The sequence below is a fragment of the Hanstruepera flava genome, assembly GCF_023634025.1.
Classification (GTDB): domain Bacteria; phylum Bacteroidota; class Bacteroidia; order Flavobacteriales; family Flavobacteriaceae; genus Hanstruepera; species Hanstruepera flava.
Map to the genome: position 1 here is coordinate 745106 of NZ_JALJCW010000001.1, position 26341 is coordinate 771446.

Below are 26341 nucleotides of genomic sequence, written 5' to 3' on the forward strand. Positions count from 1 at the left end.
ATTACGTCTAATAATTTTGCACAATGAATAAAAAGTAAGTATGTTTACGAACGATTTAAATAGAAATATTATGAAACAGCTAATCACATTATTATTTATCGGTTTAATTGGGTTTTCAGTCAATGCCCAAGATAAAGTTGCTAAAATTGAATTTAAAACAACTACGGTAGATTATGGAACAATTGAAAAAGGCGCTGATGGTGTTAGAACTTTTGAATTTACAAATACAGGTGATGCACCGTTAATTATCTCTAAAGTAACTTCAAGTTGCGGTTGTACAGTTCCTAAAAAACCTGACGGTCCAATTGCGCCAGGTGAAACAGGCGAAATACAAGTAAAATATGACACTAATAGAGTTAACCCTATTAGAAAAACCATAACTGTTATTTCTAATGCCGAAACTCCTACGGTAGCACTTAAAATAAAGGGTGAAGTAATTGACCCAAGTAAGACAAGTGTTCTTGAAAAGAAAAAAGATAAAAGTGTCATGGAAAAATAACATCCTTTACTAGAATCTAAACAAAAAACCTTGAGTAATTGCTCAAGGTTTTTTGTTTAGATTAAATCAATAAGCCTGAATTGATATTCGTATACGCGTCCATTTCTATCAATCAACACCTTCATTCGTTTTCCACTTTTTCCGTTAAGCAATTCAATAACTTCCTGTAAAGTATAATCTTTTACGTCTTTGTTATTGACTTTTAAAATAATATCACCCAACTCCATTCCTGCATGTTTCGCAGGGCTATTATCTCTTAATTTTGCTATTTGGAAGGCAGGTCTTACATCAAACCTATAATCTCGCTCTGTATTCCTAATAGAAACGAATTCAGTTACATCTTTTGCAAATGTCAACCTGCCATTGTTTAGGCTGTAATAATAATCCTTTACTACCCTTATTCCTCTTTGCTCTAAATCAATTCCGCTTTTATTATAGGTAAACTCGCTTTTAAAATTGCTGTTTTTCTTAAGAATCAAGGTTTTGTTCTGGTAATTAAAAACCAGGTTAAAACGACGGAGAATTTCAGCTCCAATTGTCCCATTCCTATCATTGTTCTGTTTTAAAATTTCAATTGAAGACCCTTCAGGAAAAGCTACAAGAGATTTATTTAATTTAAACTGTTGAATAGAGAGCGATTCAACTCGAGAGCGCTTACCATAAAGACTTCCGCTTAAACCGTAACCCAAAAAATCATCAATGTATTTTTGGTTTGAAACAATATCCTGTGTTTCATCTTCAAAAAGCCACAAGGCATCACTTGCTCCCGTATCTAATAAAACATGAATTGGCACTTGTTGTTCAGCAATTACAACAGATGCTCTAATATGAGGCTTACCATTCCGTAAGGTTAAATCTACACGTTCGCATTTCTTACAAATACGCTCTTTATACTTATCATGGTTGATAAGTTTGAGGTATTTTGAATTATAGTTTATTTCTACAACAAAATCTTTAAATAAATCATAACCAATAATACCATGAATAGGAATACCCAATTTGGGCGAATAATCCAATCCAGTATTAAAAGCCGCAAAAATAGTATGGTTATAACTTACCGCATCACCAATTTTAATCTTGTTTCTTTTAGATTTAATGGCCTCAACTAATTGACCATCACCTAAACCTTTTAAATAAATTGGGGACACGTTGCTTTCGTTTAACACTTCATCATCCTCATTTACATTAAACAAAATAGGCTTACTAACTCCCGAATCTAAAATAAATGACAACTCCACATTATTAATTTCAACAGGAATTATAATAAGGTTATTAATTAATTGAAATTGTATTTTATCTAACCCTGTATGGTTTTTGAGCTCAAAAGTGCCCGTTTGGGCAACAACGGTAAGACCCAAAAACATATAAAAAGTTAATAAAATAAAAGCTAAACGCTTCATGACTTTGATTATAAGGTAGTTAAAATATACAAAAAATATCAATAACAAAGCCAATTACATGAGGTATTTAACTATTAATTTCATTAAAATTTCAGAACTTTGCGACTAAATTTTTCAGACCATGCCAGATATTTCGAAAAAAGGGGCTTCAATGCCACAATCACCAATTAGAAAGTTAGTACCATATGCTGAAGCAGCGTACAAACAAGGAAAAACAGTATATCACTTAAATATTGGTCAACCAGATATAAAAACTCCAGACTTAGCATTAGATGCTGTAAAAGTTAACTCTTTAGATATTTTGGCTTACACTAGATCTGAAGGTTCTGATGAATATCGCATAAAAATCGCCAATTATTATAAAAATCATGACATTAATGTCACAAAAGACAATATAATTGTCACTACTGGTGGCAGCGAGGCCCTAATGTTTGCTTTTGGTTCTATAATGGATATTGATGATGAAATAATAATTCCAGAGCCTTTTTATGCTAATTATAATGGATTTTCAACAGCTTCGGATGTTCGTATTGTTCCAGTAATTTCTAAAATTGAGAATAACTTTGCTCTTCCGCCTATTGAAGAGTTTGAATCACTTATTACACCACGAACCAAAGCTATTTTAATTTGTAATCCCGGAAATCCTACTGGGTATTTATATTCTAAAGAAGAAATTAGAAAATTAGCAGAAATTGTTAAAAAACATGATTTGTTTTTAATTGCTGATGAGGTGTATCGTGAGTTTGCTTATGATGACGCTGAACATTATTCCATTCTTCAAGAAAACGATATAAAAGAGCATGCTATTGTAATTGATTCTGTTTCTAAACGCTATAGCATGTGTGGCGCTCGAATTGGTTGCCTAGTGTCTAGAAATGAAAACGTTATTGCAACTGCTTTAAAATTTGCCCAAGCACGCTTAAGTCCGCCAACATTAGCTCAAATAGCCAGTGAAGCTGCATTACAAACTCCACAAAGTTATTTTGACGAAGTAATTTCTGAATATGTTTCTAGAAGAGATTTATTAATTTCTGAACTTGAAAAAATTGAAGGTGTTAAAGTTGCCAAACCAAAAGGTGCCTTTTACTGTATCGTAGAACTACCTATTAAAAGTTCAGATGATTTTGCGCAATGGTTATTAGAAAGTTTTGATATCGATAATGAAACTGTAATGGTTGCTCCCGCAGCTGGGTTTTACTCAACACCTGGCGTTGGATTAAATCAAATTCGTATTGCATATGTTTTAAACAAGAATAGTCTAAAAAAAGCCGTTAATATTATTAAAGAAGCTTTAAAGGTTTATAAAGATTAGTGACCATACTTCAAGACATATCACTTAAAAACTATAATACCTTTGGTATTGATTGTCTGGCAAAACATTTTATTTCAGTAAATAATATTGATTCCTTAAAGGCTGTTTTAAAAAAAGATGCTTTTAGCAATTATTTATTTCTAGGTGGAGGTAGTAACATGTTACTTACTCAAGATGTTGATGCGCTTGTAATACATTTAAATTTTAAAGGAATTTCATTAGTTTCTGAAAGCGACAACCATGTTTTGGTACAAGTTAATGCAGGTGAAAATTGGCATGATTTTGTATTATGGTGCCTTGAAAACAATTACGGAGGAATTGAAAACCTTTCTCTTATTCCGGGCAATGTTGGTACAGCTCCTATTCAAAATATTGGAGCATATGGTGTAGAATTAAAAGATGTTATGGAATCTTGTGAAGTGTTAAACATCAATACTCTGGCACTAGAAACATTTACCAATAAAGATTGCCAATTTGAATACAGAAATTCTATATTCAAGAAGCAAAAAGGTAAATATATAGTTTGTAAAGTCAAGTTTAAACTAACCAAAAACAAGCACAAGCTACATACCGAATATGGTGCAATTTCTCAACAGTTAAAGGTTATGAATGTTGAGAACCCAACCATTCGTGATGTTTCAAAAGCTGTAATCTCAATTAGGCAAAGTAAATTACCAGACCCCAATAATATTGGCAATAGTGGGAGTTTTTTTAAAAATCCTGTAATTTCAAAACAGCAATACATTGCATTACAGAGCAACTTTCCTGATATACCAGGTTATACGGTTTCAGAACATGAAATAAAAGTACCTGCTGGCTGGTTAATTGAAAAAGCAGGTTTTAAAGGTAAACGTTTTGGAGATTATGGCGTACATAAAAAGCAAGCTTTGGTTTTAGTTAATTATGGTAATGCTAAAGGCCGTGATATTCTAAAATTGGCAGAATTAATTAAAACTACCATTAATCGAATTTTTGGCATTACTATTGAAGCAGAAGTAAATATTCTTTAGTTTTAAACGAAATATATAACTTAAACGTTATTACAACTAAACTAACTTAATTAACACGAGTTTGAGTAAACCTATAGAAATTGAAATTGTAACCCTTTTAGAAAAAGGCGACAAAAAGGCCATTTCATTACTCTACGAAAATTATGCAGATGCATTATTTGGCGTAATTTCCAAAGTTATTACAGATCCTGAAATGGCACAAGATGCCTTACAGGAAACCTTTATAAAAGTATGGAAAAAGGCAAAAACTTATGATGCTAGTAAGGCTAAATTATTTACCTGGCTATACCGTATTGCATACAATACAGCCATAGACAAAGTACGTTCGTCTTCAAATAAAACAAAGAAGGAAGTCCAAATACAAGATTCTAACGTATATAAGTTAACATCGGATGGTTTAAATCAAGATGTCATGGACATCAAAAAACATTTAAACACGTTAGATGACAAATATCAAATTGTGATTCAGGCTCTCTTTTTTGAAGGCATGACACAACAAGAAGCTAGTGATGAATTAGAAATTCCGCTAGGAACAATAAAATCGAGATTAAAAATAGGACTTCGTGAATTAAAAAAAATTTACGACCCTCAATAAATACAGTCATGAATGAAGAAATAACTACATTTTTAAATTCTGGCCTTTTAGAAAAGTACCTAATTGGCGAAACCACTGCGAGCGAAACGGAAATGGTTGAAAATTTAATTACCAATAATTTAGCCGTTAAAGCAGCTTACGATGTTTTGCAAGACAACCTAGAGGTCGTTTCTAAATTGAATGCCATTGAAGCTCCTAAAGACACTCTAAATAATATTTTAGACGCGCTTGATGAAAAACCCGTAATATCTATTTCAAGAACCAGTAAACGAAAAATATGGTACAAATACAGTATTGCGGCTAGTATTGCAGCCTTTTTATTTGCAAGTACATCCTACCTGTTTTATATTCAAAATCAAAAATTAAGTCACGAAAACCAAGTTGTGGTTGATGAGATTTTTGATTTAAGAAGTGATATTGAAAACAACAACAAAATGCTTTCAGATATTATGAAGCAATTTAAACAGCTTAATAATCCTGAAACACAGAAGTACATTATTAATGGTAATAGTAGAGCCAAAAACCTAAAAACGGTTGCCTATATTAATCCGAAAGAAAAAAAGTCGATGATTGATGTGGTTTCGTTGCCACAATTACCAGAAGACCAATGTTTCCAAATTTGGGCAGAAGTTGAGGACAAAATGGTGAGTTTGGGGATTTTAAAAGAAACCGATAGACAACTTAAAGAAATTCCTTACACTGAAGATGCTTTAGCTTTAAGTATTACTATTGAACCCAAAGGAGGAAACCCACAGGCTTCAAAAGAAAATGCTGTTGCAGAAATAGCACTTCACAATATAAAATAAACACATAATTTAAAATACTATCAACAGCCTTGCTCACAAGAACGCAAGGCTGTTTTTTTATTTCCAAAGTGTAAGGAATTCATTAACTTTGTAAAAAAAATAAATGAAACTTCTTTTAATTACACTAGCTTTACTAGGTTTAGGCGTTGCAGGAATTGCCATTAAAATATGGGCTAAAAAAGACGGTAAATTTGCTGGTACTTGTGCAAGCCAAAACCCCATGCTGAATCAAGAAGGTGAAGCTTGTGGGTTTTGCGGGAAAACACCAGACCAATTTAAAGATTGTAACGAACCTCAACACTCTTAATTTTAATGCCTATTCTTGATTTTGTTTTCTATGCATTTATTGCCATAGTTTGCATTCAGGTTATTTATTACATCATATTTTTTACTCAATTTAAGGATTCATATTCGTTAGACACATCAATAGATTACCCACCCATATCTGTTATTATTTGCGCAAAAAATGAAGCCGAAAACTTAAAGGCTTTTTTGCCTTCTATAACAAATCAAAACTATCCTAATTTTCAAATTGTACTAATTAATGATGCTTCGTATGATGACACACTGGAAATCATGGAAGAGTTTGCAATGCAAAATACTAACATTAAAGTTGTAAACGTAAAAAACAATGAAGCCTTTTGGGCCAACAAAAAATACGCATTAACCCTAGGTATAAAAGCTGCTAAATACAATCACCTGTTATTTACAGATGCAGATTGCAAGCCTATTTCAGAACATTGGATTACAGAAATGAGCTCTTATTTCAGCAACAATAAGTCAATAGTTTTGGGGTATGGTGGCTATAAAAAAGTTAAAAAGTCGTTACTAAATAAGTTAATTCGTTTCGAAACCGTCCTTACGGCTATCCAATATGTTTCCTATACCCATCTTGGCATACCTTATATGGGTGTAGGCCGAAATCTAGCTTATACTAAAGAAAAATTCTTCGAAGCAAATGGCTTTATGCAACACATGCATATTCGTTCTGGCGATGATGATTTGTTTGTCAATCAAGTTGCCAATTTAAAAAACACAGCCATATGCTTGAACCCAAACAGTTTTACAGAATCTGTACCAAAAAAAACTCTTGGTTCTTGGTTGGTGCAAAAAAAACGTCATATAACTACAGCTAGTCATTACAAATCCAAGCATAAAATTTTACTTGGTCTCTATTTTATATCTCAATTTTTGTTTTTCACTTTGGCTGTTTTGCTATTAATCTTTCAATTTCAGTGGAAATTAATTTTAGGACTAATAGCCTTTCGGCTTGTAATTCAAACCATTACTTATATTAAAGCAACCCGAAAGCTTAATGAACAAGATATCATTCCTTTTATTCCTTTTCTTGAGCTTTTTTTAATTGCCGTTCAATTGTCTATATTTATATCCAATCTCATCTCTAAACCCAAACATTGGAAATAGAAGAAGCTATAAAACAAGCCAAACTTAATAACCAAAAAGCCTTTAACTATTTGGTTGAAACCTTCTGGGATGATGTTTATGGCTTTCAATTAAAACGCACAGGAAATGAAAACGATGCCGAGGACATAACCATACAAGCTTTCTCTAAAGCCTTTGATAAAATTGATACATACAACAGCGACTATAAATTCAAAACTTGGCTTATTACTATTTCAAAAAACATCCACATTGATTTAGTTAGAAAAGAAAAAAACACGTTTTCAAAAAAATTAAGCAGTACAGATGACGAAGATTATTTTGATGTTGTTGACGATTCTCCTTCTCCAGAAGACAAACTCATCACTGACCAAAACTTGGCCAAATTACTTCGTGACATAAAAAAACTGAAGCCTCACTACCAAGAAGTCATTAACTTAAGGTACTTCCAAGAATTAAGCTATAAAGAAATTGCCGAGCAGCTAGAGGAACCTATAACTAATGTAAAAGTTAAGTTATTACGAGCAAAAAAGTTACTAGCTGAAATCATCCAAAAAAAATAACAGTATTTCATGAAAATAAGTGCTTTCATTTTATGTTATAATGAATCATTAATGATTAGGCATACACTAAATTATTATACTACATTTTGTTCGGAAATAACAATTTTAAACAATAACAGCAGCGACAATTCAATTGAAATAGTAAAAACTGAATATCCTAATGTTAAAATCAAGAATTTTGGAGTTGAAAATTCTTTTAGAGAAGACACACAGACCGAACTAAAAAATAATTGTTGGAAAAATAGCGATGCTGATTATGTGATAGTTTGTGATATGGATGAATTTCTATATTCAGATGATTTAGAAAGCAAGTTAAATTTATTGGACAAACAACGACCTGCTATATGCAGTGTTATTGGTTATGAAATGTTTTCTAAAAAATTTCCAAAAAACTACAACGAATCCTTATTAGATCAGGTTAAATACGGTATAAGAAACTATCGTTTTGATAAGTCAATAATTTTTAATCCAAAAAAGATTAAAAATATTAATTATGACTTTGGTGCTCATACCTGCTTACCAGAATTCTACGATAAAAAGGCAGAAGATATTTTAATTGAATTCAAGCTCCTCCATTTTAAATATTTAAGCAAAAAATATTTATATCGTAAACATTTAAACTATACAAATAGGTTAAGTATAACAAATATCATCAATGAATGGGGAGCAGAATATAGAGAAGGTAAAAAACATATAGATAATAAATTTAAAATTGCCAAAAAACATATCTTTAAGATAATTCCATAAAACGATCTTCTAACACCCCATTACAACTTATCTTCGTATCTTTGCATGGCAAATTAAGAGTGAATGAAAACAGAAGTAGATTCTAATATATTACCAGGTCGTGCCCCAAAACCTAAATGGTTACGAGTAAAACTACCAACTGGGAAAAAGTATACTGAATTACGCAGTTTAGTAGACAAGTACAAACTGAATACCATTTGCACATCAGGAAGTTGCCCTAATATGGGAGAATGTTGGGGAGAAGGCACAGCCACATTTATGATTTTAGGCAATATCTGTACACGATCTTGTGGATTTTGTGGTGTAAAAACAGGTAGGCCAGAAACAGTGGATTGGGACGAACCGGAAAAGGTTGCACGCTCTATAAAAATCATGAAAATCAAACATGCTGTACTAACTAGTGTTGATCGTGATGACTTAAAAGATATGGGAAGTATTATGTGGGCAGAAACCGTAAAAGCTGTTCGCAGAATGAACCCTGAAACTACACTTGAAACACTTATACCGGATTTTCAGGGTATAGAACGCCATATAGACAGAATTATAGATGTTGCCCCAGAAGTTGTTTCACACAATATTGAAACCGTTAGGCGCTTAACACGCGAAGTCCGCATTCAAGCTAAATACGACAGAAGTCTAGGTGTTTTAAACTATTTAAAACAACAAGGTCAAAGACGAACCAAATCTGGAATTATGCTTGGGTTGGGTGAAACTCGAGAAGAAGTTATCGAAACCCTTCACGATCTTAAAGATAATGACGTAGATGTTGTAACCATTGGGCAATATCTTCAACCTAGCAAGAAACATTTACCAGTAAAACGCTTTATTATGCCAGATGAGTTTGAAGAGTACAAACAAATTGGTTTAGATTTAGGCTTCAGGCATGTAGAAAGTAGCGCTTTAGTAAGATCGTCTTATAAAGCACAAAAACACATTAATTAATGGTTCGCATTGGCATTAATGGCTTTGGCCGAATAGGCAGACGCATATTTAGGCTGCTTGATAAAAATCCAGACATTCAAATTGTTGCAATTAATGATTTGGCAGATACCAAAACCTTGAGCCATTTATTAAAGTACGATAGTATTCATGGCATTTTTGAAGCTAATGTAGCTTACGATCAATCTCATATTATTGTTGACAAAAGATCAATTTCATTTTCACATCACAATCATCCCAAAGACATTGACTGGAAAGATCACAATATTGATTTTGTTATTGAATGTACAGGAAAATTCAAAACAACCGAAACACTTCAGAATCATATAAAAAATGGTGCTTCTAAAGTTATTTTAAGTGTTCCTCCTACTGACGATTCTATAAAAACTATTGTTTTAGGTATAAATGACGGCAGTATTGTAGGTGACGAACTTATACTATCAAATGCATCATGCACTACCAACAATGCGGCACCTATGATTGATATTATAAATAAACTTTGTGGTGTAAAACAAGCCTATATTACTACGGTACATTCCTATACCACAGACCAAAGTTTACACGACCAACCACATCGGGATTTACGTCGTGCAAGAGCAGCTGGGCAATCCATTGTACCAACCACAACAGGTGCGGCCAAAGCTCTAACAAAAATATTCCCAGATTTATCTGATGTTATAGGAGGATGCGGCATTCGCGTTCCTGTTGCCAATGGATCATTAACCGATATTACTTTTAATGTTGAAAAGGCAACAACAATTGAAAACATTAATAATGCCTTTAAAGACGCATCTAAAGGATATTTAAAAAACATTCTCTCTTATACAGAAGACCCGATAGTTTCAATTGATATAGTAGGCAACCCGCATTCTTGCATTTTCGATTCGCAAATGACTTCAGTTATTGGAAACATGGTAAAAATCATCGGTTGGTACGATAATGAAACAGGTTACTCTCAAAGAATTATTGATTTAATTTGCAATTTATCGATAAAAATGTCACTTTTATCGAATAAATAATTATATTTGTCGATAATAGTGAAGAATAAAAATGTCCCAGATTCATAAATATATATGTGCTATTATATTTTTGATTAGCTACTCTGTGTCTGCACAAACCGATATTAGTGAAGACGAAGAGACTATTCAAATCAACATTGATTATCGTATTAATCAAGCACAGAATGACATTGAAAACTACGATTATTTCGAAGCTCAAAAAAAGCTTGAAGATGCTTTAGTGCTTGCCGAAAAAATTGGCAATAAACAAAGTATTGGTCTTATCTATTCAAAAATTGGAAAACTTCAATATATCATTGAAGAGCCCGATGAAGCACTGGTATATTTATTTAAGGCAAACGAAATACAACGTATAGCTAAAGATGATGTTAATAGAGCTGAAACCTATAAAATTCTTGGAAACGTTTACAACAGTAAAAAGGATTATCAACAAGCTTTAGATTATTACACCTCATCTAAAACACTTTTTGAACAAGAGGGCCTAAACGACTTTGTCGCTGAAATTTTACTCAACGAGGGTAAAACCTTAATTCTATTAGAAAACTATAAAAAGGCAAATCAACAATTAGATAAGTCTATCTCATTGGCTACGAGATACGATTTAAACAAAATATTGAGCAGTGCCATGATTCATAATGGATTAGCTTTAGCCAAATTAGGCAATATTGATAGCGGTTTAAAAATTGCCAACGACGGTATTACTATAGCAAAAGACAATGCTTTCAATACGGTTTTAAGCAATGGTTATTTAATTTTAAGTGACTTAAATCAACTTGCAGAAAATTACAAACTAGCTAACGATTATTTAAAAAAACATATCAGTCTTTCTGATTCTTTATTAACGGTTAAACGTGAGAATTTATCACCCGAAAAGCGCATTCAAGTATTATTAGACAATCAAACAGAGTTCCAAAAAGAACAAGCCGCTAATCTTGAAGAAGAAATTGAAGCCAATAGCCTTAATAAGTTAACAACCATTTTAAGTATTGCCTTAATTACCATTTTATCTTTACTAACATTGTCGCTTTACAAAAACAATAACATTAGGCTTAAAACCAATAATATGCTTCATAAGAAAAATGGAGAACTTATTATAGCCAAGGAAAAAGCCGAATTAGCTTCAAAAACAAAGGCCAACTTTTTATCTACTGTAACCCATGAGTTACGAACACCCTTATATGCCGTTACAGGACTTACAAATATGCTTTTGGATGAAGATCCTAAACCACATCAGGTACAACATTTAAAATCCTTAAAATTTTCTGGCGATTATCTACTTACGTTTATAAATGACATTCTACAAATCAATAAAATTGAAGCCAATAAAGTAGATGTTGAACCAGAGGTGTTTAATTTAAAGAAAAAAGTCACTAATGTTATAGCCGCTTTAAACAATTCTGCATTAGACAATAACATTCAAATACATTTTGAATTTGATAAAGACCTACCGGAAAACTATCATGCAGACCAGCTTAAAATTTCGCAAATTTTAATAAACCTTATTGGCAACTCCATTAAGTTTACAAAAGATGGTGATATTTGGGTAAGAGTATACAAGCTACAACAAGATAACGATATTTATAATGTTCGTTTTGAAATTGAAGATAATGGCATAGGTATTAGCAAAGAAAAACAAGAAATGCTATTCGAAAGCTTTGCTCAAGGTTCTATTCAAATTAACCGTAAATATGGTGGAACAGGTTTAGGGCTTTCTATTGTTAAAGGTTTAATTGAAATACTAAAAGGCAAAATATATCTTAAAAGTGAATTGGGCAAAGGCTCTACTTTTACTTTCGAGTTACCACTTAAGTATTCTGAATCTGCCGCAGAAAAGCCTAAAAAGGTGGAATACTTCAAAAACGTTGATGAATTGGATTTAAAAAACATCAAGATTTTAGTTGTTGAAGACAACAAGATTAATCAAATGATTACAAAGAAGATTCTGAATAAAATGGGTCTTCAATGTGATATTGTTGATAATGGTGAAGCTGCCGTAGATAACGCTAAAACTATTCAGTATGATGTTATACTAATGGATATCCATATGCCAGGAATAAGTGGATTGGAAGCCACTAAAATTATCAGAACATTCAATAAGGACATAACTATTTTTGCATTAACAGCCGTAACTCTTGAAGATAAAATGCACGAGTTTGACGAAGCTGGATTTACCGATATTATTTCAAAACCGTTTAAACAAGAAGACTTCGAAAAGAAATTATACAATGCCTTAATAGGCGACAAAAAGAAGTCAACTGCTTAATTCGCAATAAAATCCATTATTTGCTTATTAAAATCATTTGCTTGATCTATTTGAGTAGTAATAGGCAAGTAGAACAATTTTTGTTTTATTGTTGGATGCATTTTCAAACGCATAAAATCTTTTTCCGTAGTTAAAATACAATCGAGTTTTTCAAACTCTTCTATTTCGGTTGCTGTAAAATGGTGATGATCGCCAAATTTCAAATGTTCAAATATCATTTTCAAATCCTCTAAATAATCAACCAATGGCTGTGGATTTGCAATTCCGGTAATTAAAGTAAAATCCTTTAAGTCCATCAGCATTTTTTCTTCAGTTTCTGAATATACTTTATCTGAATACTCAATCGAACTAAAATAGAGTTTTTGATGCGGTAAAGGATTAAGCTTGTTTTGTATTTGTTGCTTTTGGATTTCAGATAAATCTGGCGGACATTTGGTCACCACTATTACTTGGGCTCGTTTTGCTCCCGATCGTGGTTCTCGCAAATTGCCTGTTGGCAAAACAATATCATTAGTATACAATTTACCATAACTGGTTAAAAGCACATAAAAACCAGCTTTTACTTTTCGATGTTGATAAGCATCATCCAAAATAATGACTTCGGGTTGACCTTCTTGTAAACGCAGTTTTGCTATGCCATTTTGCCTATCTTCGCATACTGCAATTTGTACATCTTCTTTAAATTTATTGTAAAACTGAAACGGTTCATCACCAATACTATCAGCAGTAGCTTCGGCATTAGCCAACAGAAAGCCTTTGGTCTTTCTACCATAACCCCTGCTTAATGTAGCCACTTTTCTATCTTCTTTAATTAAACGAATAATGTACTCCACCATTGGCGTTTTTCCAGTTCCACCCGTACTTAAATTACCAACTGCTATTAGTGGAAAATCGTACGATTTCGATTTATACATTCCAGTATCATAAAACCTATTGCGTAACCAGGTTACTAAAAAGTAAATAGGAACAATGGGAAATAATAAAATTCGAATAAGCTTCATAAATACTTTCCAATTCGGTTTTAAAACACAAAGTAAAGACTATTTTTTTAGAACACCTTTTTCACACAAAAGGAAATTAAATGAGCCATGATAGTAAAAGTTTTATATTTGTTAGAAATACCATTCAATTTATGATAATTCAAGATGTAATGAATCATCTGGAAGCACTGGCACCTCAAGCTTACGCTGAAGATTTTGACAACACGGGTTTACTCGTTGGTGATTCAAAAGCACCATTGACAGGTGTATTGGTGACATTAGACACGCTAGAAGCTGTTGTGGATGAAGCCATAGAAAACAACTGTAATCTTATTGTGAGCTTCCATCCTATAATTTTTAAAGGCTTAAAAAAACTAACTGGAAAAAATTATGTTGAGCGTGTGGTTCTAAAATCCATTAAGCATAATATTAGCATCTATGCCATTCATACCGCATTAGACAATGCAAAATTAGGCGTAAACAATATTATTTGTGAGCAATTGGGCTTGATTAACCGTAAGATTTTAATACCACAATCGCAAACCATAAAAAAACTAACAACCTATGCTCCCATATCTGAAGCTGAAGCTTTACGCCAAGCTCTTTTTGATGCAGGAGCAGGAAATATTGGCAACTATAATGAGTGTAGTTTTAATGTTGATGGTACAGGAACCTACAAAGGCAATGAAGCTTCCAACCCTACTAAAGGCAAAAAATTGGAACAACATCAAGAACCCGAAACACAAATTTCGGTAACATTTGCCAAACACGTTGAATCCCAAGTTTTAAGGGCACTGTTTAAAAATCACTCCTACGAAGAAGTCGCCTATGAGGTTGTTACCCTTGAAAACACCAATCAAAATATAGGTATGGGAATGGTTGGCAATTTAGAAAACAGCCAATCTGAAAAAGATTTTCTACATCTTTTAAAATCCCAAATGAAAACAGCATGTATTAGACATTCCGAGTTGTTAGATAAACCTATTAAAAGAGTAGCTGTTCTTGGCGGTTCTGGAAGCTTTGCAATACAAGCTGCCAAAAAATCGGGAGCCGATATTTTTGTAACAGCCGATTTAAAATATCACGACTTTTTTCAAGCAGAAAACAACATAATTTTGGCTGATATTGGACATTATGAAAGTGAGCAGTTCACAAAAAACTTTTTAGTAGCATATCTTACAAAAAAAATTACTAATTTTGCAGTCGTTTTATCAAGGATAAATACCAATCCTGTTAAGTATTTTTAAAGTATGGCAAAAAAGAAAGAAGTAACTGTAGAAGAGCGCTTAAGAGCATTATACGATTTACAACTCATTGATTCAAGAATTGATGAAATTAGAAACGTTCGCGGAGAACTTCCATTAGAAGTGCGTGATTTAGAAGATGAAGTTGCTGGTTTAAATACAAGATTAGAAAAATTAGAAGACAGTTTAGAGGTTATCAATAACGATATCAGCTCTAAAAAGAATCTTATTGAAGAGGCAAAAGCCTTAATCAAAAAATACAACGAGCAACAAAAAAATGTTCGTAACAATCGTGAGTTCAACTCGATTTCTAAAGAAATTGAATATCAAGAATTAGAAATCCAGTTGGCAGAAAAAAACATCAACGAGTACAAAGCTCAAATCGAGCAGAAAAAAGAAGTTATTTCTGAAACTAAAGATCGTTTAAAAGAACGTCAAACGCACCTTAAACACAAGAAGGGTGAGCTAGATGCTATTTTAGCCGAAACCGAAAAAGAAGAGCAAGCTTTAATTAAGAAATCTGAAGATTACAAATCTTCTATTGAAGCGCGTTTGGTTGCTGCTTACGATCGTATTCGCACCAACGTGAAGAACGGATTAGCTGTTGTGCCAATTGAAAGAGGGGCTTCTGGTGGTTCTTTCTTTACTATTCCGCCACAGGTTCAAATGGAAATTGCTTCTCGCAAAAAAATTATTACCGATGAGCACAGTGGACGTATTTTAGTAGATGCCGCTTTAGCCGATGAAGAAAAAACTAAAATGGAAAAACTATTTGCAAAACTATAATCCATTTTAAATATCATATACAAACCCAGACAACCTGTCTGGGTTTTTTATTTAATATAACTTTCACAGTTTTTAGTTAAGGTTTCACGATTTACTACGTCTATAAAAAAAAGAAAAACATAATTATGAAATCTATTCTTCCTATTTTGGTACTCACCTTACTATTCAGCTGCAATAATAACACAGCCCAAACTAACCCAAAGCAACAGGCTGTGATAAACGCCAATCCTATTGAAGTCCCAATACAAAACGGTAAAGCAAGGGCTTATTTTGCCAGTGGTTGTTTTTGGTGCGTAGAAGCGGTTTACGAAAGCGTTAAAGGCGTAGACGAAGCCATTTCAGGTTATGCTGGTGGACATACCAAAAACCCAACTTACGAAGCCAGTAACACAGGTCGTACAGGTCATGCCGAAGCTGTAGAAGTTATTTACGACCCTAATAAGGTTAGTTTTTCAACGCTTATAGATGTCTATTTTGCATCTCAAGACCCAACACAGGTTAATGGCCAAGGTCCAGATAGAGGTTCGCAATACCGTTCTATTATATTTTACCAAAACCAAGAGCAAAAGGATATTATTCTAAAAAAGAAAGCTGCTTTAGCCAAAAAACTAGGAAAACCTGTTGCTGCAGAAGTATATCCTTTTCAAAAATTCTGGAAAGCCGAAGACTATCATCAAGACTACGAAAAATTGCATCCAGACAACCCGTACGTGCAAAATGTATCCATACCACGTTTAAACCGTTTTAAACGCAACATGCCAGAAGTATTGAAGGAGAATCATTAAATCAATTCCTGCGAAAGCAGGTATCTCTTTTTGCTGTCATTCCTTGCTGCTACATTGAGCTTGTCGAAATGCTGGAAAGACAAACTTGTAATTTTATTTTTTAAATTAAAAAAGTGGAATTCGTTTACAGCAGATATAAACCATTAAAACGATTTCATACCTTATCGTTGTACGCAAGCTTGAAAGACTATTTCAAATCATAATTAATCCAAAAAACTCGACACGTCCTTTGTCAAAGTAAACTTAAAGTTACCTATTGTGTAGTATAACATTCCAATTGTTATTCCTATAAGTGCATATTCAATTTTTGGAAGAAACGTTGAACTCACTGTTATAAAAACACAAATAAGTGTATTGATAACTATAGGTTTTCTGAAAGGTGGTAAAAATTTAAAATATATGGTTTGTTTTCCTACATAAAAGAAACACATTCCTAATATTGCCAATACCCTAAAATCGTTTTGGTTTAAATCATTCAATATAGCATGTCTGATGACATTAGCTAATATTACAAATCCCATAGCAAGAAAGAAGTGAGAATAAATAAGAGTAAAACCATTCTTCATTGCTTTTAATCTTTCCATTACATGAAAGCTATCATAATAAATCCACCAGATTAATCCTATCATTATAAATCCAGTTACGGCAGCAATGATATTCAATGCATCCCAATTAATGTCTCTCAAGCCTGTTGTTAAACTAATAATAGATTCACCCAACAGTATAATGGATAGAAGACCAATTCTTTCAACTAAATGCTCTTTATGTACTGGAGGTACATGCTTGTTTTTGCTTACAAGAACAAAAGCTATCATTTCAAAGACAATTCCTAAAACTAAAGTAATTTCTCTATAAGGATCAGGGAAGAGAAATGAAATACCAGTTATAATTGTTCCAATAATTATTATTAAACCACACTTAATGGCATAGTCTTTTGAATTTTTAAGTGCTTTGGTAGAATTAATATATAAGCTAGCAATAATGATTTGAATAACTGCATAAAAGCCAATAAACAGCCCATAGTTTTCAAATAAATCACTACCTAAAAAGGCAGTCATTGTTATCATTAAAAACATGATAGCCAAACTTGAAATTCTATGGTACCTACTATCTGTATCAAAACGATTAGCGAATAAGGTATGTAGCGTCCAAATCCACCAAATAGATAGGAATTGAAGAGGAAACATCCAAATTTGTTTAGGATCTATATGATTGTGATGCGTATGCGCAAGTTGATGCGTAACAATACCTATACTGGACACAAAAACCAAATCAAAAAAAAGCTCCAACCATGTGGCATGCCTATTTTGAACTAAATATTTGAATGTTTTCTTCAACAGAAATTATATTTTGACATATACAAAATTATAACATTTCTCCACGAGCCGGATAATGTGCTGTAATAATGTAATCTACTGCTTTTACAAAAGACGGCAAATATGGTCTTCCCCAAGGATTACTATTTATAGCTGAATAATAAACTTGGTTATTATTGTCAATTAAAAACAATCCTGGTTCACTAAACTCACTTGGTTCTCCATCTTTAACACCTGCACTTAAATACAAAGCCCAATCTCTTGCTGTGGATTCTGATAACCCATATCCCAAATTAATATTTGGTAGTTCCCATTTTTGTCTTGATAATCTTGCTCTTTTTTCTGTATCCATACTTACCGCTACTATATTAACTCCTCTTTGTTCAAATTCAGGTAACAATTCTTGTAATTGTTGTAAATACTTTTTACAAATAGGACAATGTAGCCCACGATAAAAGACAACTAAAGTAAAATTGTCTGGTTTTTGGTCTGCTAAATTCCATTGATTTCCATCTAATAATGGAAATTGTAAATCTGGTGCTATATGTTTTGGCGTTGGTCTATTCATAATAAATACTTTAAAAGTTTGCTTTTAAATGATTTTCAAAACGATTAAAATCATTCTCGATATCTGGATTTTTCATTACATCATATGCCATAAATGTTGGTAATGGCTCAAAACCAAACCACTTAAAATTTAGATGCATTGGTTTTAAAAGTTCATCTTCGCTTATTCCATTAAAAAATGATTCCTCTGGATTATTAAAAGCTTCTTTTGGTGCATTAGCCGTTACTGACATCATATACTTACCTTTTAACTTTCCACCTAACCCGTAATTCTTCTTTGGCGCTTCCTTACTTCTACCATCACCATCAGACATTTCGCCCATCATACCCATCGAAAATACTTCATCAATGTATTTTTTAAACGACCAGCTTACACCCATCCAATTTAAAGGTGTTTGAAAAAAGACAACATCTGCCCATTTAAATTTTTCAATTTCTTCATTTACATCATAATTATCTTCCATTGTAGTTTTCTTGATGTTGCAGCCATTACTTTTAAAGTAACCTTCTGCTTTTTCGGTTAAACTAGCGTTTAATCTTCCTTCAGAAAATGGATATTTCTGATGACCGTTGATTATAAAAATATTTTTCATTTTAAAATTTTAATTATATTTGTACCGCAAAGAAACTAATATTAGTTTAAAAAAGAAACTATTTATTTTTCATTTGAATAAATAGTGGTAACCAAAAAGTAACTAATGGCAAGAAAATATATAGACAACCCAAATGCTTGTTCCCTTGTGCATACAATGAACATAATTGGCAATAAATGGAAACCGATTATTTTATATTTATTATCAAATGGTTCTATGCGCTTTGGAATGTTAAATGCACTTATACCTACAATCTCAAAAAAAGTACTGACTAATCAATTGAAAGAATTGGAAAATGATGGATTATTGTTAAGAGAGGCTTTTGCAGAAATTCCTCCACGTGTAGAGTATTCATTAACCGAAAAAGCAGTTGGACTTTTGCCAGTTTTAAGAATGTTAAGTGATTGGGCAAATGAAGCTTATCCCGAAATGGATTTTGAAAAATGTAGAATTATTGAAACTGATAAAAAGCCAGCATAAAATAATATATATAAAATAGCAGTTAATAGCTTATCATAAAGTTTTGTTCTTTTCTACCATCTTTGTTTTTTAAATAAAAAGTTGTACATATAAACCTTTTACTTTTCATATTCACAACAGTTAGCGAAACCTCCTAAATCTTCCTAGCCTTCACCTCAAAAATCAAAGGGTACAATTTATCTTTAGTGACAAACATTCTAGAATCGGTTTTAACCAAATTAGGTAATACATTATAAGGACTTTCATCGTGTTCGTTTAAATAGTCAATATGCAAACCTGCTTCAGTTAAGGCATTTATCACTTCGCTTAATCCGTGGTTCCAACCGTATTCCTTACTTATCATTTTAGAATCGGTATTGGCATACGTGCCTTCATATTCCTCATAAATTACCTCATCTTGCATATACCCATATTTCATAATGGGCTTTCCTTCTAGATAATCGAACATCCAAACTATAGGGTGGAATTCTACCATATAAAACGTTCCTCCAGGTTTTAAACGTTCTGATATCATTTTTCCCCAAGGTTTTAAATCGGGCAACCAACCTATTACACCATAACTGGTAAAAACAATATCAAACTGTTCTTTAACATACTTTGAAGTATCCAAGACGTTGCAACACACAAATTCAGCATCCAATTGCAATTCCGTATTCAATGCTTTGGCCAGTTTAATACCTTCATCGCTTATGTCCACACCAAGACATTGGGCTCCTAGCCTGCTCCAACTTAAGGTATCCTGACCAAAATGGCATTGTAAATGCAACAATGATTTTCCAGAAACATTGCCCAAAGCTTCCAGTTCGTATGGCATCAAGGAACTTTTGCCATTTTTAAAAGCTTCTAGATCATACATATCACTTTTAGAATGTATTTTCACTTTTTCGTTCCAAGTGGCCTTGTTGGTATCAAAATATTTGTTCTCGGTATTCATGTTAAACTAGAATTTGTTACTAAAATACTATAACTTCGTTCAAAATTATGACTCCCTATGAAAAAACTAATCACACTATTTGCATGTGCCTTATTAATTTTGGCTTGTAAGTCTGATAAAAAAGAATCATTAACCGAAGAACTTAAAGAATTAACTCCTGCTGAAAAAATAGCCAATCGCTATGGTTTTCAGAATTGGAATAACGTGGAACATATTGCTTTTACGTTTAATGTAACCAAAGACAGCAGTCATTTTCAGCGTTCATGGGAATGGCACCCAAAAACCAATGATGTTGTTTTAATAACCAAAAGTGACACCCTAAAGTACAACAGAAACAAACTAGACGATACATTTATAAATGCCGACAAGGCTTTTATTAATGATAAATACTGGTTATTGGCACCATTTAATTTAGTTTGGGATTCAGGTACAACTATTTCAGAGCCTGAAAAATCTACCGCACCTTTAAGCAATAAGCAACTTAACAAATTAACCTTAACCTATTCCAATACGGGTGGCTATACACCTGGCGATGCCTACGATTTTTATTATAACGATGAGTATATTATTGAAGAATGGGTTTACAGAAAAGGTAATGCTCCACAACCTTCCATGATGACAACTTGGGAAGATAATCAGGAATTCAAGGGTATTTTAATTTCAAAAAGCCATAAAAAAACGACAGATAACTGGGAATTATACTTTTCAGATGTAGAAATTAAATAACATAAAATCCAAAAGGATATTGTTGGACGTATATATTATAAATATCCCGCAATAAGCGTCTATATATATCCAAAAACAGGCTTCCATTTTTTAATTGAAGCCTGTTTTTTTTAGCCTTTAAATTCTTTTTTTACGTGAGCACCATCGCAATACGGTTTGTTTTCCGAACTACCGCACCTACAAAAAGCCGTGGTTTTATTTTTGGTTTCTTGGAAACCATCTCTGTGCGTAACTTTTAATGTGCCATAAACCAGCAAGGGACCATTTTCTAAAACTTCGATTTTAGTTTCCAAGGATTCCGAAGTTCTGTCGGTTTCATCATTCATATAATAACTCAAGGCTCCAGAAGGACATTGTTTTACTTGACTTACTAAATCGTCTGTTGAAGCAGCATCAATTTTTATCCATGGTCTGTCTTTCGGTTGAAAGACTTTAGGCAAGCCTCTTACGCAAATTCCAGAATGTATGCATTTTTCGGCCTCCCAAACTATGGTGGTTTCGCCATTGGTATATTCTTTTGTTTTACCCATTTCAGATGTTTTTCTTAAAGATACAAAATACCGTTTAAAATATCTATCAACTAGCGCTATCCTACTATCATTATAATTCTTATTTTTGTGGGAAACAGAAAAAACGCATACATTGTCCACTTACAAATTAGGTCTTGATTACGCCAAAGAGCAAGACCAATTAGATACGTTATCCGATTATAGAAATCAGTTTCATATTCCAAAAAACCAAGATGGAAGTGAACTTATTTATCTCTGCGGAAATTCTTTGGGTTTGCAACCAAAAACCACAAGATCATACATTAATCAAGAACTTGAAGATTGGGCAAACCTTGGTGTAGAGGGTCATACCGAAGCCAAAAACCCGTGGTTACCCTATCATGAATTCTTAACTGAAAGCATGGCTAAAGTGGTTGGCGCCAAACCTATTGAGGTCGTTACCATGAACACACTTACGGCCAACTTACATTTTATGATGGTGAGTTTTTATAAACCAACGAAAGAACGTTATAAAATCATTATTGAAGCTGATGCATTTCCTTCTGATAAATATGCGGTTGAATCGCAATTACGCCATCATGGTTTTGACGATAAGGAAGGCTTAATTCTTTGGAAAGCTCGTAAAGGCGAAGAATTGGTTCGTTATGAAGATTTAGAAGCCATTATGGATAAGCATGGAGATGAAGTAGCTTTAATCATGATTGGTGGTGTAAACTATTACACAGGACAATATTTCGATTTAAAACGTATTACAGAATTAGGGCATAACCATGGTTGTATGGTGGGATTTGATTGTGCCCATGGTGCCGGAAATGTTGAGTTGAACTTACACGATTCAGGAGCCGATTTTGCGGTTTGGTGTACCTACAAATATTTAAATTCTGGGCCAGGAAGTTTAGCTGGTGCTTTTGTACATGAACGCCATGCTCACAATAAAAATCTTAATCGGTTTACAGGTTGGTGGAGCCATAACAAGCAAACACGATTTAACATGCGTCATGAGTTTGACCAATTAGCAGGTGCTGAAGGTTGGCAATTAAGTAATCCGCCTATTTTATCGTTAGCTGCTATACGAGCATCTTTAGATATTTTTAATGAAGTTGGCATTGAAAAACTGAATGAAAAATCGCGAAAGTTAACAGGCTATTTTGAGTTTTTATTGAAACAATTAGGTGAAGATACCATACGAATCATTACACCAAAAAACCCTAAAGAACGTGGTTGTCAATTATCTATTCAAGTGTTAAATGCGGACAAAGCATTACATGATAAACTAACTAAAGCTGGCGTAATAAGCGATTGGCGAGAACCAGATGTCATTCGCTGCGCACCAGTGCCATTATACAACTCATTTGAAGATGTATATAACATGGTGGAAAAATTGAAAGAAATATTGAATTAACCTGTCACCTCGCGAGCAGTCGAGAGGTCTCATTTAGGTCTCGACAAAGTTTATATTGAGCGAAGTCGAAATGCTCGACCAGACAAATAAAATATGAAAGACAAAAAACAAAATGTATTAATAATTGGAGCAGGACTTTGTGGTTCACTCCTAGCCCTACGCATGGCTCAACGAGGTTATAATGTTACCGTTTACGAAATGCGTCCAGATTTACGAAAAGTTGATATTTCAGCAGGACGCTCCATAAATTTAGCCTTTTCAGATCGTGGTATAAAAGCCATGAAAATGGCTGGTATTGTAGATAAAGTCATGCCATTGTGTATCCCAATGAATGGCCGTATGTTACATGACTTAGAAGGTAATACAACATTAGCTCCATACAGCGGTCGTGAGCATGAGTATATCAATTCCATCTCAAGAGGTGGTTTAAATGCCTTACTACTTGATGAAGCCGAAAAACATGAGAATGTTAAAATTCACTTTAACAAAAAATGTAAAGCGGTTGATTTTGAAAAAACGACTGCAACATTTAAAGATTATGACACTAAAACGGAATTCATTGAAGATGCCGATGTGATAATAGGAACTGATGGTGCAGGTTCTGCCTTACGCAAGAGTTACTATTTAGAGCGTAAGTTTTTATTCAGTTTTTCACAAGATTACCTAACACATGGTTATAAAGAATTAAGTATTCTACCAGGTGAAAACGGTAGCTTTAAAACTTATAAAAACGCACTCCATATTTGGGGTCGCGAAGCCTTTATGCTTATCGCATTGCCTAATTTAGATGGTAGTTTTACCGTAACCTTATTCTTGAGTTTTGATGAAGGTGAATATAATTTCAACAATCTAACAACCAAAGAGCGTGTATTGGAATTCTTTGAAAAATACTTTAAAGATGCTTTAGATTTAATGCCAAATTTAGTAGACGATTTCTTTGAAAATCCAACATCGCCTTTAGGAACTGTAAAGTGTTCCCCTTGGCATTATAAAGGTAATACCTTGCTAATGGGTGATGCTGCACATGCCATTGTGCCTTTTTATGGACAAGGTATGAATGCATCATTTGAAGATGTTGTAGAGTTTGACAAAGTATTAGATCAAGGCTTTAACGACTGGGAAACTGTTTTCAAGGTTTATGAGAAAAACCGTAAAAAAGACACCGATGCCATTGCCGATTTGGCCATTGATAATTTTTTTGAAATGAAAGGCCATGTTAACCATGCTAATTTCAGGGAAAAACGCACTTTGGAAATGGCTTTTGAAAAAACCTTTCCAAACGATTATAATTCAAAATATTCTTTAGTGACATTCAATGAAGATATTGGCTATCGTGAGGCTATGTTAAAAGGTCGTGCCCAAGATAAAGCTATTTTGAATATGTTGTCTGATGGTAAGATATCAACTGTTGATTTATCTAATGAAGAATTAAAAGCAACCCTAATAAAAGTAAAACAGGAAACCGAAGCCATTCTAGAAGATGATAGAATTGCTGGATTAAAATAATTGTCTCCTCGAGCGCAGTCGAGAGGTCTCATATAGGTCTCGACTCCGCTCGACCTGACAGTAAAAAATAAAATTATGAGCGAAGGAACAAAAGTAACACCACGAGGCGCTTATCCACACGTTAAAGTTGTGGGTGATTTTATATTTGTATCTGGAACAAGTTCTCGCAGATCTGACAACACTATTGCAGGTGTTGATATTATAGACGACATGGGAACCAAACGACTGAATGTAGAAGTACAAACACGTGAAGTTTTAAAGAACATTGATAAAAATTTACAAACTGTTGGCGCCAGCTTAAAAGATGTTGTAGATGTAACCTCCTTCTTGGTGAATATGAACGACTTTTCAGGATACAATAAAGCCTATGCCGAGTTTTTTGACAAAGAAAATGGCCCAACCCGAACAACTGTAGCTGTACACCAATTACCACATCCAGATTTGGTTGTGGAGATTAAAGTTATGGCTTATAAGAAACAGTCATGAACATTCAAAACTACATAAACGGCAACTTTCATAATCCTATTCAAGATAATTGGATTGATAATTATAACCCTTCTAACGGTGAAGTTTATGGGCAAATTCCAAACTCCACCAAAGATGATGTCGATAACGCCTATATAGCAGCCAAATCGGCTTTCCCAAGTTGGTCGCAAACCACATTGGAAGAACGCAGTAGAATTCTTATTAAAATTTCAGAATTATTAGAAAGTAATTTACAACGGTTTGCTGAAGCCGAAAGTATGGACAACGGGAAACCTGTTAGTTTAGCAAAAACTGTAGATATACCCAGAGCAGCGAGTAATTTCAGATTCTTCGGAAATGCTATAACACAGTTTTCTAGTGAAAGTCATGAAAGTGTTGGTCAACAAGCCATAAATTACACATTACGTCAACCTATTGGTGTTGTGGGTTGCATTTCGCCATGGAATCTCCCACTATATTTGTTTACTTGGAAAATTGCTCCTGCTTTAGCTGCCGGAAATTGCGTAGTTGCTAAACCTAGTGAAGTAACTCCTATGACGGCGTTTCTACTTGGTGAAATATGTAACGAAGCAGGCTTACCAAAAGGCGTTTTAAATATAGTTCACGGATTGGGAACAACCACAGGTCAAGCTATTATTGAACATCCAGATATTAAAGCTATTTCATTTACAGGTGGTACTGCAACTGGTGCTCACATTGCTAAAGTAGCCGCTCCTATGTTTAAAAAACTATCACTGGAATTAGGTGGCAAGAATCCAAATATCATTTTTGCCGATTGTGATTATGATGATATGTTAAACACAACCGTTCGATCATCATTTGCCAATCAAGGGCAAATTTGCCTTTGTGGTAGCCGCATTTTTGTAGAGCAATCTATTTTCGAAAAATTTAAAACCGATTTCGTTTCACGAATAAAGGACTTAAAAGTCGGTCACCCTTCCGATCCATCTACCAATATTGGTGCATTAGTTTCCAAACCGCATTTAGAAAAAGTAATGGACTATATAAGCATTGCAAAAAAAGAACATGGCACTGTACTTTGTGGCGGTAACAAGGTTAAAGTAGAAGGTTACGAAGGCGGTTATTATTTAGAGCCTACTGTTATAGAAGTCCCAACGGACGAATGCAGAGTAAATCAAGAAGAAATCTTTGGTCCAGTTGTAACGATTATGCCATTTAATACTGAAGATGAAGTCTTACAAATGGCAAACAAGGTAAAATATGGTTTATCAGCCACACTTTGGACAAACGATTTAAAACGTACCATGCGTTTAAGCAATCAATTACATGCCGGAATTGTTTGGGTAAACACGTGGATGATGCGTGATTTACGAACACCTTTTGGCGGTGTTAAGGCTTCTGGTGTGGGGCGTGAAGGTGGTTTTGAAGCCCTACGCTTTTTCACCGAACCTAAAAATGTATGTATTAAGTATTAATTGTTATTCCTGCGTAGGCAGGAATAACATAAATTAA

The 26341-nt window shown here is 33.5% G+C and carries 28 protein-coding genes; 21 read left to right on the forward strand and 7 right to left on the reverse strand.

All coding sequences use genetic code 11. The features are described from left to right. Positions 1-70 precede the first annotated feature (70 nt). Positions 71-499, forward strand: coding sequence for a DUF1573 domain-containing protein (locus tag MTX13_RS03520; protein WP_250433003.1), 429 nt, complete (start codon positions 71-73; stop codon positions 497-499). Between the two features lie 56 nt (positions 500-555). Here the strand turns inward: MTX13_RS03520 and MTX13_RS03525 are convergent, their stop codons facing one another. Beyond that, complete coding sequence (locus tag MTX13_RS03525) at positions 556-1899, reverse strand: PDZ domain-containing protein (protein ID WP_250433004.1); 1344 nt, start codon at positions 1897-1899, stop codon at positions 556-558. Positions 1900-2020: 121 nt separating this feature from the next. On the opposite strand from MTX13_RS03525, the gene MTX13_RS03530 reads away from it, so the two are divergent. The 11 genes from MTX13_RS03530 to MTX13_RS03580 all read left to right on the forward strand — a co-directional run bounded on the left by MTX13_RS03530 (position 2021) and on the right by MTX13_RS03580 (position 12554). Then, on the forward strand, positions 2021-3211 hold the full coding sequence (locus tag MTX13_RS03530; RefSeq protein WP_250433005.1) for a pyridoxal phosphate-dependent aminotransferase: 1191 nt from the start codon (positions 2021-2023) through the stop codon (positions 3209-3211). Next, positions 3211-4221, forward strand: coding sequence for a UDP-N-acetylmuramate dehydrogenase (gene murB, locus MTX13_RS03535; protein ID WP_250433006.1), 1011 nt, complete (start codon positions 3211-3213; stop codon positions 4219-4221). The genes MTX13_RS03530 and murB overlap by 1 nt, the downstream gene beginning before the upstream one ends. A 61-nt stretch (positions 4222-4282) precedes the next feature. Next, a complete protein-coding gene (locus tag MTX13_RS03540; protein ID WP_250433007.1) occupies positions 4283-4816 on the forward strand; it encodes an RNA polymerase sigma factor in 534 nt (177 codons plus the stop codon). Between the two features lie 8 nt (positions 4817-4824). Then, positions 4825-5622, forward strand: coding sequence for an anti-sigma factor (locus tag MTX13_RS03545; RefSeq protein WP_250433008.1), 798 nt, complete (start codon positions 4825-4827; stop codon positions 5620-5622). A gap of 103 nt (positions 5623-5725) precedes the next feature. After that, positions 5726-5929 carry a membrane or secreted protein gene (locus tag MTX13_RS03550; protein ID WP_223032914.1) on the forward strand — a complete coding sequence of 68 codons (204 nt, stop codon included), beginning with the start codon at positions 5726-5728 and terminating at the stop codon, positions 5927-5929. Positions 5930-5934: 5 nt separating this feature from the next. Next, the gene (locus tag MTX13_RS03555) at positions 5935-7047 is read left to right on the forward strand and encodes a glycosyltransferase (protein WP_250433009.1); all 1113 of its coding nucleotides are present in this window, start codon (positions 5935-5937) and stop codon (positions 7045-7047) included. After that, entirely contained in the window at positions 7038-7586 is a 549-nt protein-coding gene (locus MTX13_RS03560) for an RNA polymerase sigma factor (RefSeq protein WP_250433010.1), read from the forward strand. The genes MTX13_RS03555 and MTX13_RS03560 overlap by 10 nt, the downstream gene beginning before the upstream one ends. 9 nt (positions 7587-7595) lie before the next feature. Then, complete coding sequence (locus MTX13_RS03565) at positions 7596-8333, forward strand: glycosyltransferase family 2 protein (protein WP_250433011.1); 738 nt, start codon at positions 7596-7598, stop codon at positions 8331-8333. 63 nt (positions 8334-8396) lie between these two features. Beyond that, complete coding sequence (lipA, locus tag MTX13_RS03570; protein WP_250433012.1) at positions 8397-9275, forward strand: lipoyl synthase; 879 nt, start codon at positions 8397-8399, stop codon at positions 9273-9275. Then, a complete protein-coding gene (gap, locus tag MTX13_RS03575) occupies positions 9275-10291 on the forward strand; it encodes a type I glyceraldehyde-3-phosphate dehydrogenase (protein ID WP_250433013.1) in 1017 nt (338 codons plus the stop codon). The genes lipA and gap overlap by 1 nt, the downstream gene beginning before the upstream one ends. A gap of 85 nt (positions 10292-10376) precedes the next feature. After that, positions 10377-12554: a tetratricopeptide repeat-containing hybrid sensor histidine kinase/response regulator gene (locus MTX13_RS03580; protein WP_250433014.1), complete on the forward strand. Its 2178-nt coding sequence runs from the start codon at positions 10377-10379 to the stop codon at positions 12552-12554. Here MTX13_RS03580 and lpxK read toward each other — a convergent pair. Next, positions 12551-13555 carry a tetraacyldisaccharide 4'-kinase gene (gene lpxK, locus MTX13_RS03585; protein ID WP_250433015.1) on the reverse strand — a complete coding sequence of 335 codons (1005 nt, stop codon included), beginning with the start codon at positions 13553-13555 and terminating at the stop codon, positions 12551-12553. The genes MTX13_RS03580 and lpxK overlap by 4 nt on opposite strands. A gap of 131 nt (positions 13556-13686) precedes the next feature. Between lpxK and MTX13_RS03590 the strand changes: the two genes are divergently transcribed. The 3 genes from MTX13_RS03590 to msrA all read left to right on the forward strand — a co-directional run bounded on the left by MTX13_RS03590 (position 13687) and on the right by msrA (position 16349). Continuing rightward, entirely contained in the window at positions 13687-14781 is a 1095-nt protein-coding gene (locus MTX13_RS03590) for a Nif3-like dinuclear metal center hexameric protein (RefSeq protein ID WP_250433857.1), read from the forward strand. 3 nt (positions 14782-14784) lie between these two features. Continuing rightward, on the forward strand, positions 14785-15564 hold the full coding sequence (locus MTX13_RS03595; RefSeq protein ID WP_250433016.1) for a zinc ribbon domain-containing protein: 780 nt from the start codon (positions 14785-14787) through the stop codon (positions 15562-15564). A 125-nt stretch (positions 15565-15689) separates the two neighbouring features. Then, positions 15690-16349, forward strand: a complete 660-nt coding sequence (msrA, locus tag MTX13_RS03600; RefSeq protein WP_250433017.1) for a peptide-methionine (S)-S-oxide reductase MsrA — start codon at positions 15690-15692, stop codon at positions 16347-16349. Between the two features lie 203 nt (positions 16350-16552). On the opposite strand, the gene MTX13_RS03605 is transcribed toward msrA, so the two are convergent. Genes MTX13_RS03605 through MTX13_RS03615 form a run of 3 tightly spaced genes read right to left on the reverse strand, consistent with a single transcriptional unit; the run spans position 16553 to position 18825 of the window. Beyond that, positions 16553-17686 carry a low temperature requirement protein A gene (locus MTX13_RS03605; RefSeq protein WP_250433018.1) on the reverse strand — a complete coding sequence of 378 codons (1134 nt, stop codon included), beginning with the start codon at positions 17684-17686 and terminating at the stop codon, positions 16553-16555. A 28-nt stretch (positions 17687-17714) separates the two neighbouring features. Then, positions 17715-18233, reverse strand: coding sequence for a peroxiredoxin-like family protein (locus MTX13_RS03610; protein ID WP_250433019.1), 519 nt, complete (start codon positions 18231-18233; stop codon positions 17715-17717). A 10-nt stretch (positions 18234-18243) separates the two neighbouring features. Further along, complete coding sequence (locus MTX13_RS03615; RefSeq protein WP_250433020.1) at positions 18244-18825, reverse strand: NAD(P)H-dependent oxidoreductase; 582 nt, start codon at positions 18823-18825, stop codon at positions 18244-18246. A 105-nt stretch (positions 18826-18930) separates the two neighbouring features. Between MTX13_RS03615 and MTX13_RS03620 the strand changes: the two genes are divergently transcribed. Next, a complete protein-coding gene (locus MTX13_RS03620; protein WP_250433021.1) occupies positions 18931-19305 on the forward strand; it encodes a winged helix-turn-helix transcriptional regulator in 375 nt (124 codons plus the stop codon). Positions 19306-19438: 133 nt separating this feature from the next. Here the strand turns inward: MTX13_RS03620 and MTX13_RS03625 are convergent, their stop codons facing one another. Further along, the gene (locus MTX13_RS03625; protein WP_250433022.1) at positions 19439-20239 is read right to left on the reverse strand and encodes a class I SAM-dependent methyltransferase; all 801 of its coding nucleotides are present in this window, start codon (positions 20237-20239) and stop codon (positions 19439-19441) included. A 57-nt stretch (positions 20240-20296) separates the two neighbouring features. Here MTX13_RS03625 and MTX13_RS03630 point away from each other — a divergent pair, with 57 nt between their 5' ends. Then, positions 20297-20965 carry a hypothetical protein gene (locus MTX13_RS03630; protein ID WP_250433023.1) on the forward strand — a complete coding sequence of 223 codons (669 nt, stop codon included), beginning with the start codon at positions 20297-20299 and terminating at the stop codon, positions 20963-20965. 110 nt (positions 20966-21075) lie between these two features. On the opposite strand, the gene MTX13_RS03635 is transcribed toward MTX13_RS03630, so the two are convergent. Further along, entirely contained in the window at positions 21076-21495 is a 420-nt protein-coding gene (locus MTX13_RS03635; RefSeq protein WP_250433024.1) for a (4Fe-4S)-binding protein, read from the reverse strand. A 112-nt stretch (positions 21496-21607) separates the two neighbouring features. Between MTX13_RS03635 and kynU the strand changes: the two genes are divergently transcribed. The 4 genes from kynU (at position 21608) to MTX13_RS03655 (ending at position 26304) form a co-directional block, all read left to right on the forward strand. After that, positions 21608-22876, forward strand: coding sequence for a kynureninase (kynU, locus tag MTX13_RS03640; protein ID WP_250433025.1), 1269 nt, complete (start codon positions 21608-21610; stop codon positions 22874-22876). Positions 22877-22969: 93 nt separating this feature from the next. After that, entirely contained in the window at positions 22970-24382 is a 1413-nt protein-coding gene (locus MTX13_RS03645; protein ID WP_250433026.1) for an FAD-dependent oxidoreductase, read from the forward strand. Between the two features lie 75 nt (positions 24383-24457). Next, positions 24458-24868, forward strand: coding sequence for a RidA family protein (locus MTX13_RS03650; protein ID WP_250433027.1), 411 nt, complete (start codon positions 24458-24460; stop codon positions 24866-24868). Further along, complete coding sequence (locus MTX13_RS03655; RefSeq protein ID WP_250433028.1) at positions 24865-26304, forward strand: aldehyde dehydrogenase; 1440 nt, start codon at positions 24865-24867, stop codon at positions 26302-26304. Before MTX13_RS03650 ends, MTX13_RS03655 begins: the two co-directional genes overlap by 4 nt. Positions 26305-26341 lie beyond the last annotated feature (37 nt).

Coding starts and splice junctions, on each gene's coding strand:
- MTX13_RS03635 (WP_250433024.1), bottom strand. CDS start 21,495: ATGGGTAAAACAAAAGAATATACCAATGGCGAAACCACCATAGTTTGG.
- msrA (WP_250433017.1), top strand. CDS start 15,690: ATGAAATCTATTCTTCCTATTTTGGTACTCACCTTACTATTCAGCTGC.
- MTX13_RS03565 (WP_250433011.1), top strand. CDS start 7,596: ATGAAAATAAGTGCTTTCATTTTATGTTATAATGAATCATTAATGATT.
- MTX13_RS03610 (WP_250433019.1), bottom strand. CDS start 18,233: ATGAATAGACCAACGCCAAAACATATAGCACCAGATTTACAATTTCCA.
- MTX13_RS03655 (WP_250433028.1), top strand. CDS start 24,865: ATGAACATTCAAAACTACATAAACGGCAACTTTCATAATCCTATTCAA.
- gap (WP_250433013.1), top strand. CDS start 9,275: ATGGTTCGCATTGGCATTAATGGCTTTGGCCGAATAGGCAGACGCATA.
- MTX13_RS03590 (WP_250433857.1), top strand. CDS start 13,687: ATGATAATTCAAGATGTAATGAATCATCTGGAAGCACTGGCACCTCAA.
- MTX13_RS03650 (WP_250433027.1), top strand. CDS start 24,458: ATGAGCGAAGGAACAAAAGTAACACCACGAGGCGCTTATCCACACGTT.
- MTX13_RS03525 (WP_250433004.1), bottom strand. CDS start 1,899: ATGAAGCGTTTAGCTTTTATTTTATTAACTTTTTATATGTTTTTGGGT.
- MTX13_RS03595 (WP_250433016.1), top strand. CDS start 14,785: ATGGCAAAAAAGAAAGAAGTAACTGTAGAAGAGCGCTTAAGAGCATTA.
- MTX13_RS03545 (WP_250433008.1), top strand. CDS start 4,825: ATGAATGAAGAAATAACTACATTTTTAAATTCTGGCCTTTTAGAAAAG.
- MTX13_RS03555 (WP_250433009.1), top strand. CDS start 5,935: ATGCCTATTCTTGATTTTGTTTTCTATGCATTTATTGCCATAGTTTGC.
- MTX13_RS03520 (WP_250433003.1), top strand. CDS start 71: ATGAAACAGCTAATCACATTATTATTTATCGGTTTAATTGGGTTTTCA.
- MTX13_RS03625 (WP_250433022.1), bottom strand. CDS start 20,239: ATGAATACCGAGAACAAATATTTTGATACCAACAAGGCCACTTGGAAC.
- lpxK (WP_250433015.1), bottom strand. CDS start 13,555: ATGAAGCTTATTCGAATTTTATTATTTCCCATTGTTCCTATTTACTTT.
- MTX13_RS03615 (WP_250433020.1), bottom strand. CDS start 18,825: ATGAAAAATATTTTTATAATCAACGGTCATCAGAAATATCCATTTTCT.
- MTX13_RS03530 (WP_250433005.1), top strand. CDS start 2,021: ATGCCAGATATTTCGAAAAAAGGGGCTTCAATGCCACAATCACCAATT.
- MTX13_RS03630 (WP_250433023.1), top strand. CDS start 20,297: ATGAAAAAACTAATCACACTATTTGCATGTGCCTTATTAATTTTGGCT.
- MTX13_RS03550 (WP_223032914.1), top strand. CDS start 5,726: ATGAAACTTCTTTTAATTACACTAGCTTTACTAGGTTTAGGCGTTGCA.
- MTX13_RS03620 (WP_250433021.1), top strand. CDS start 18,931: ATGGCAAGAAAATATATAGACAACCCAAATGCTTGTTCCCTTGTGCAT.
- MTX13_RS03645 (WP_250433026.1), top strand. CDS start 22,970: ATGAAAGACAAAAAACAAAATGTATTAATAATTGGAGCAGGACTTTGT.
- lipA (WP_250433012.1), top strand. CDS start 8,397: ATGAAAACAGAAGTAGATTCTAATATATTACCAGGTCGTGCCCCAAAA.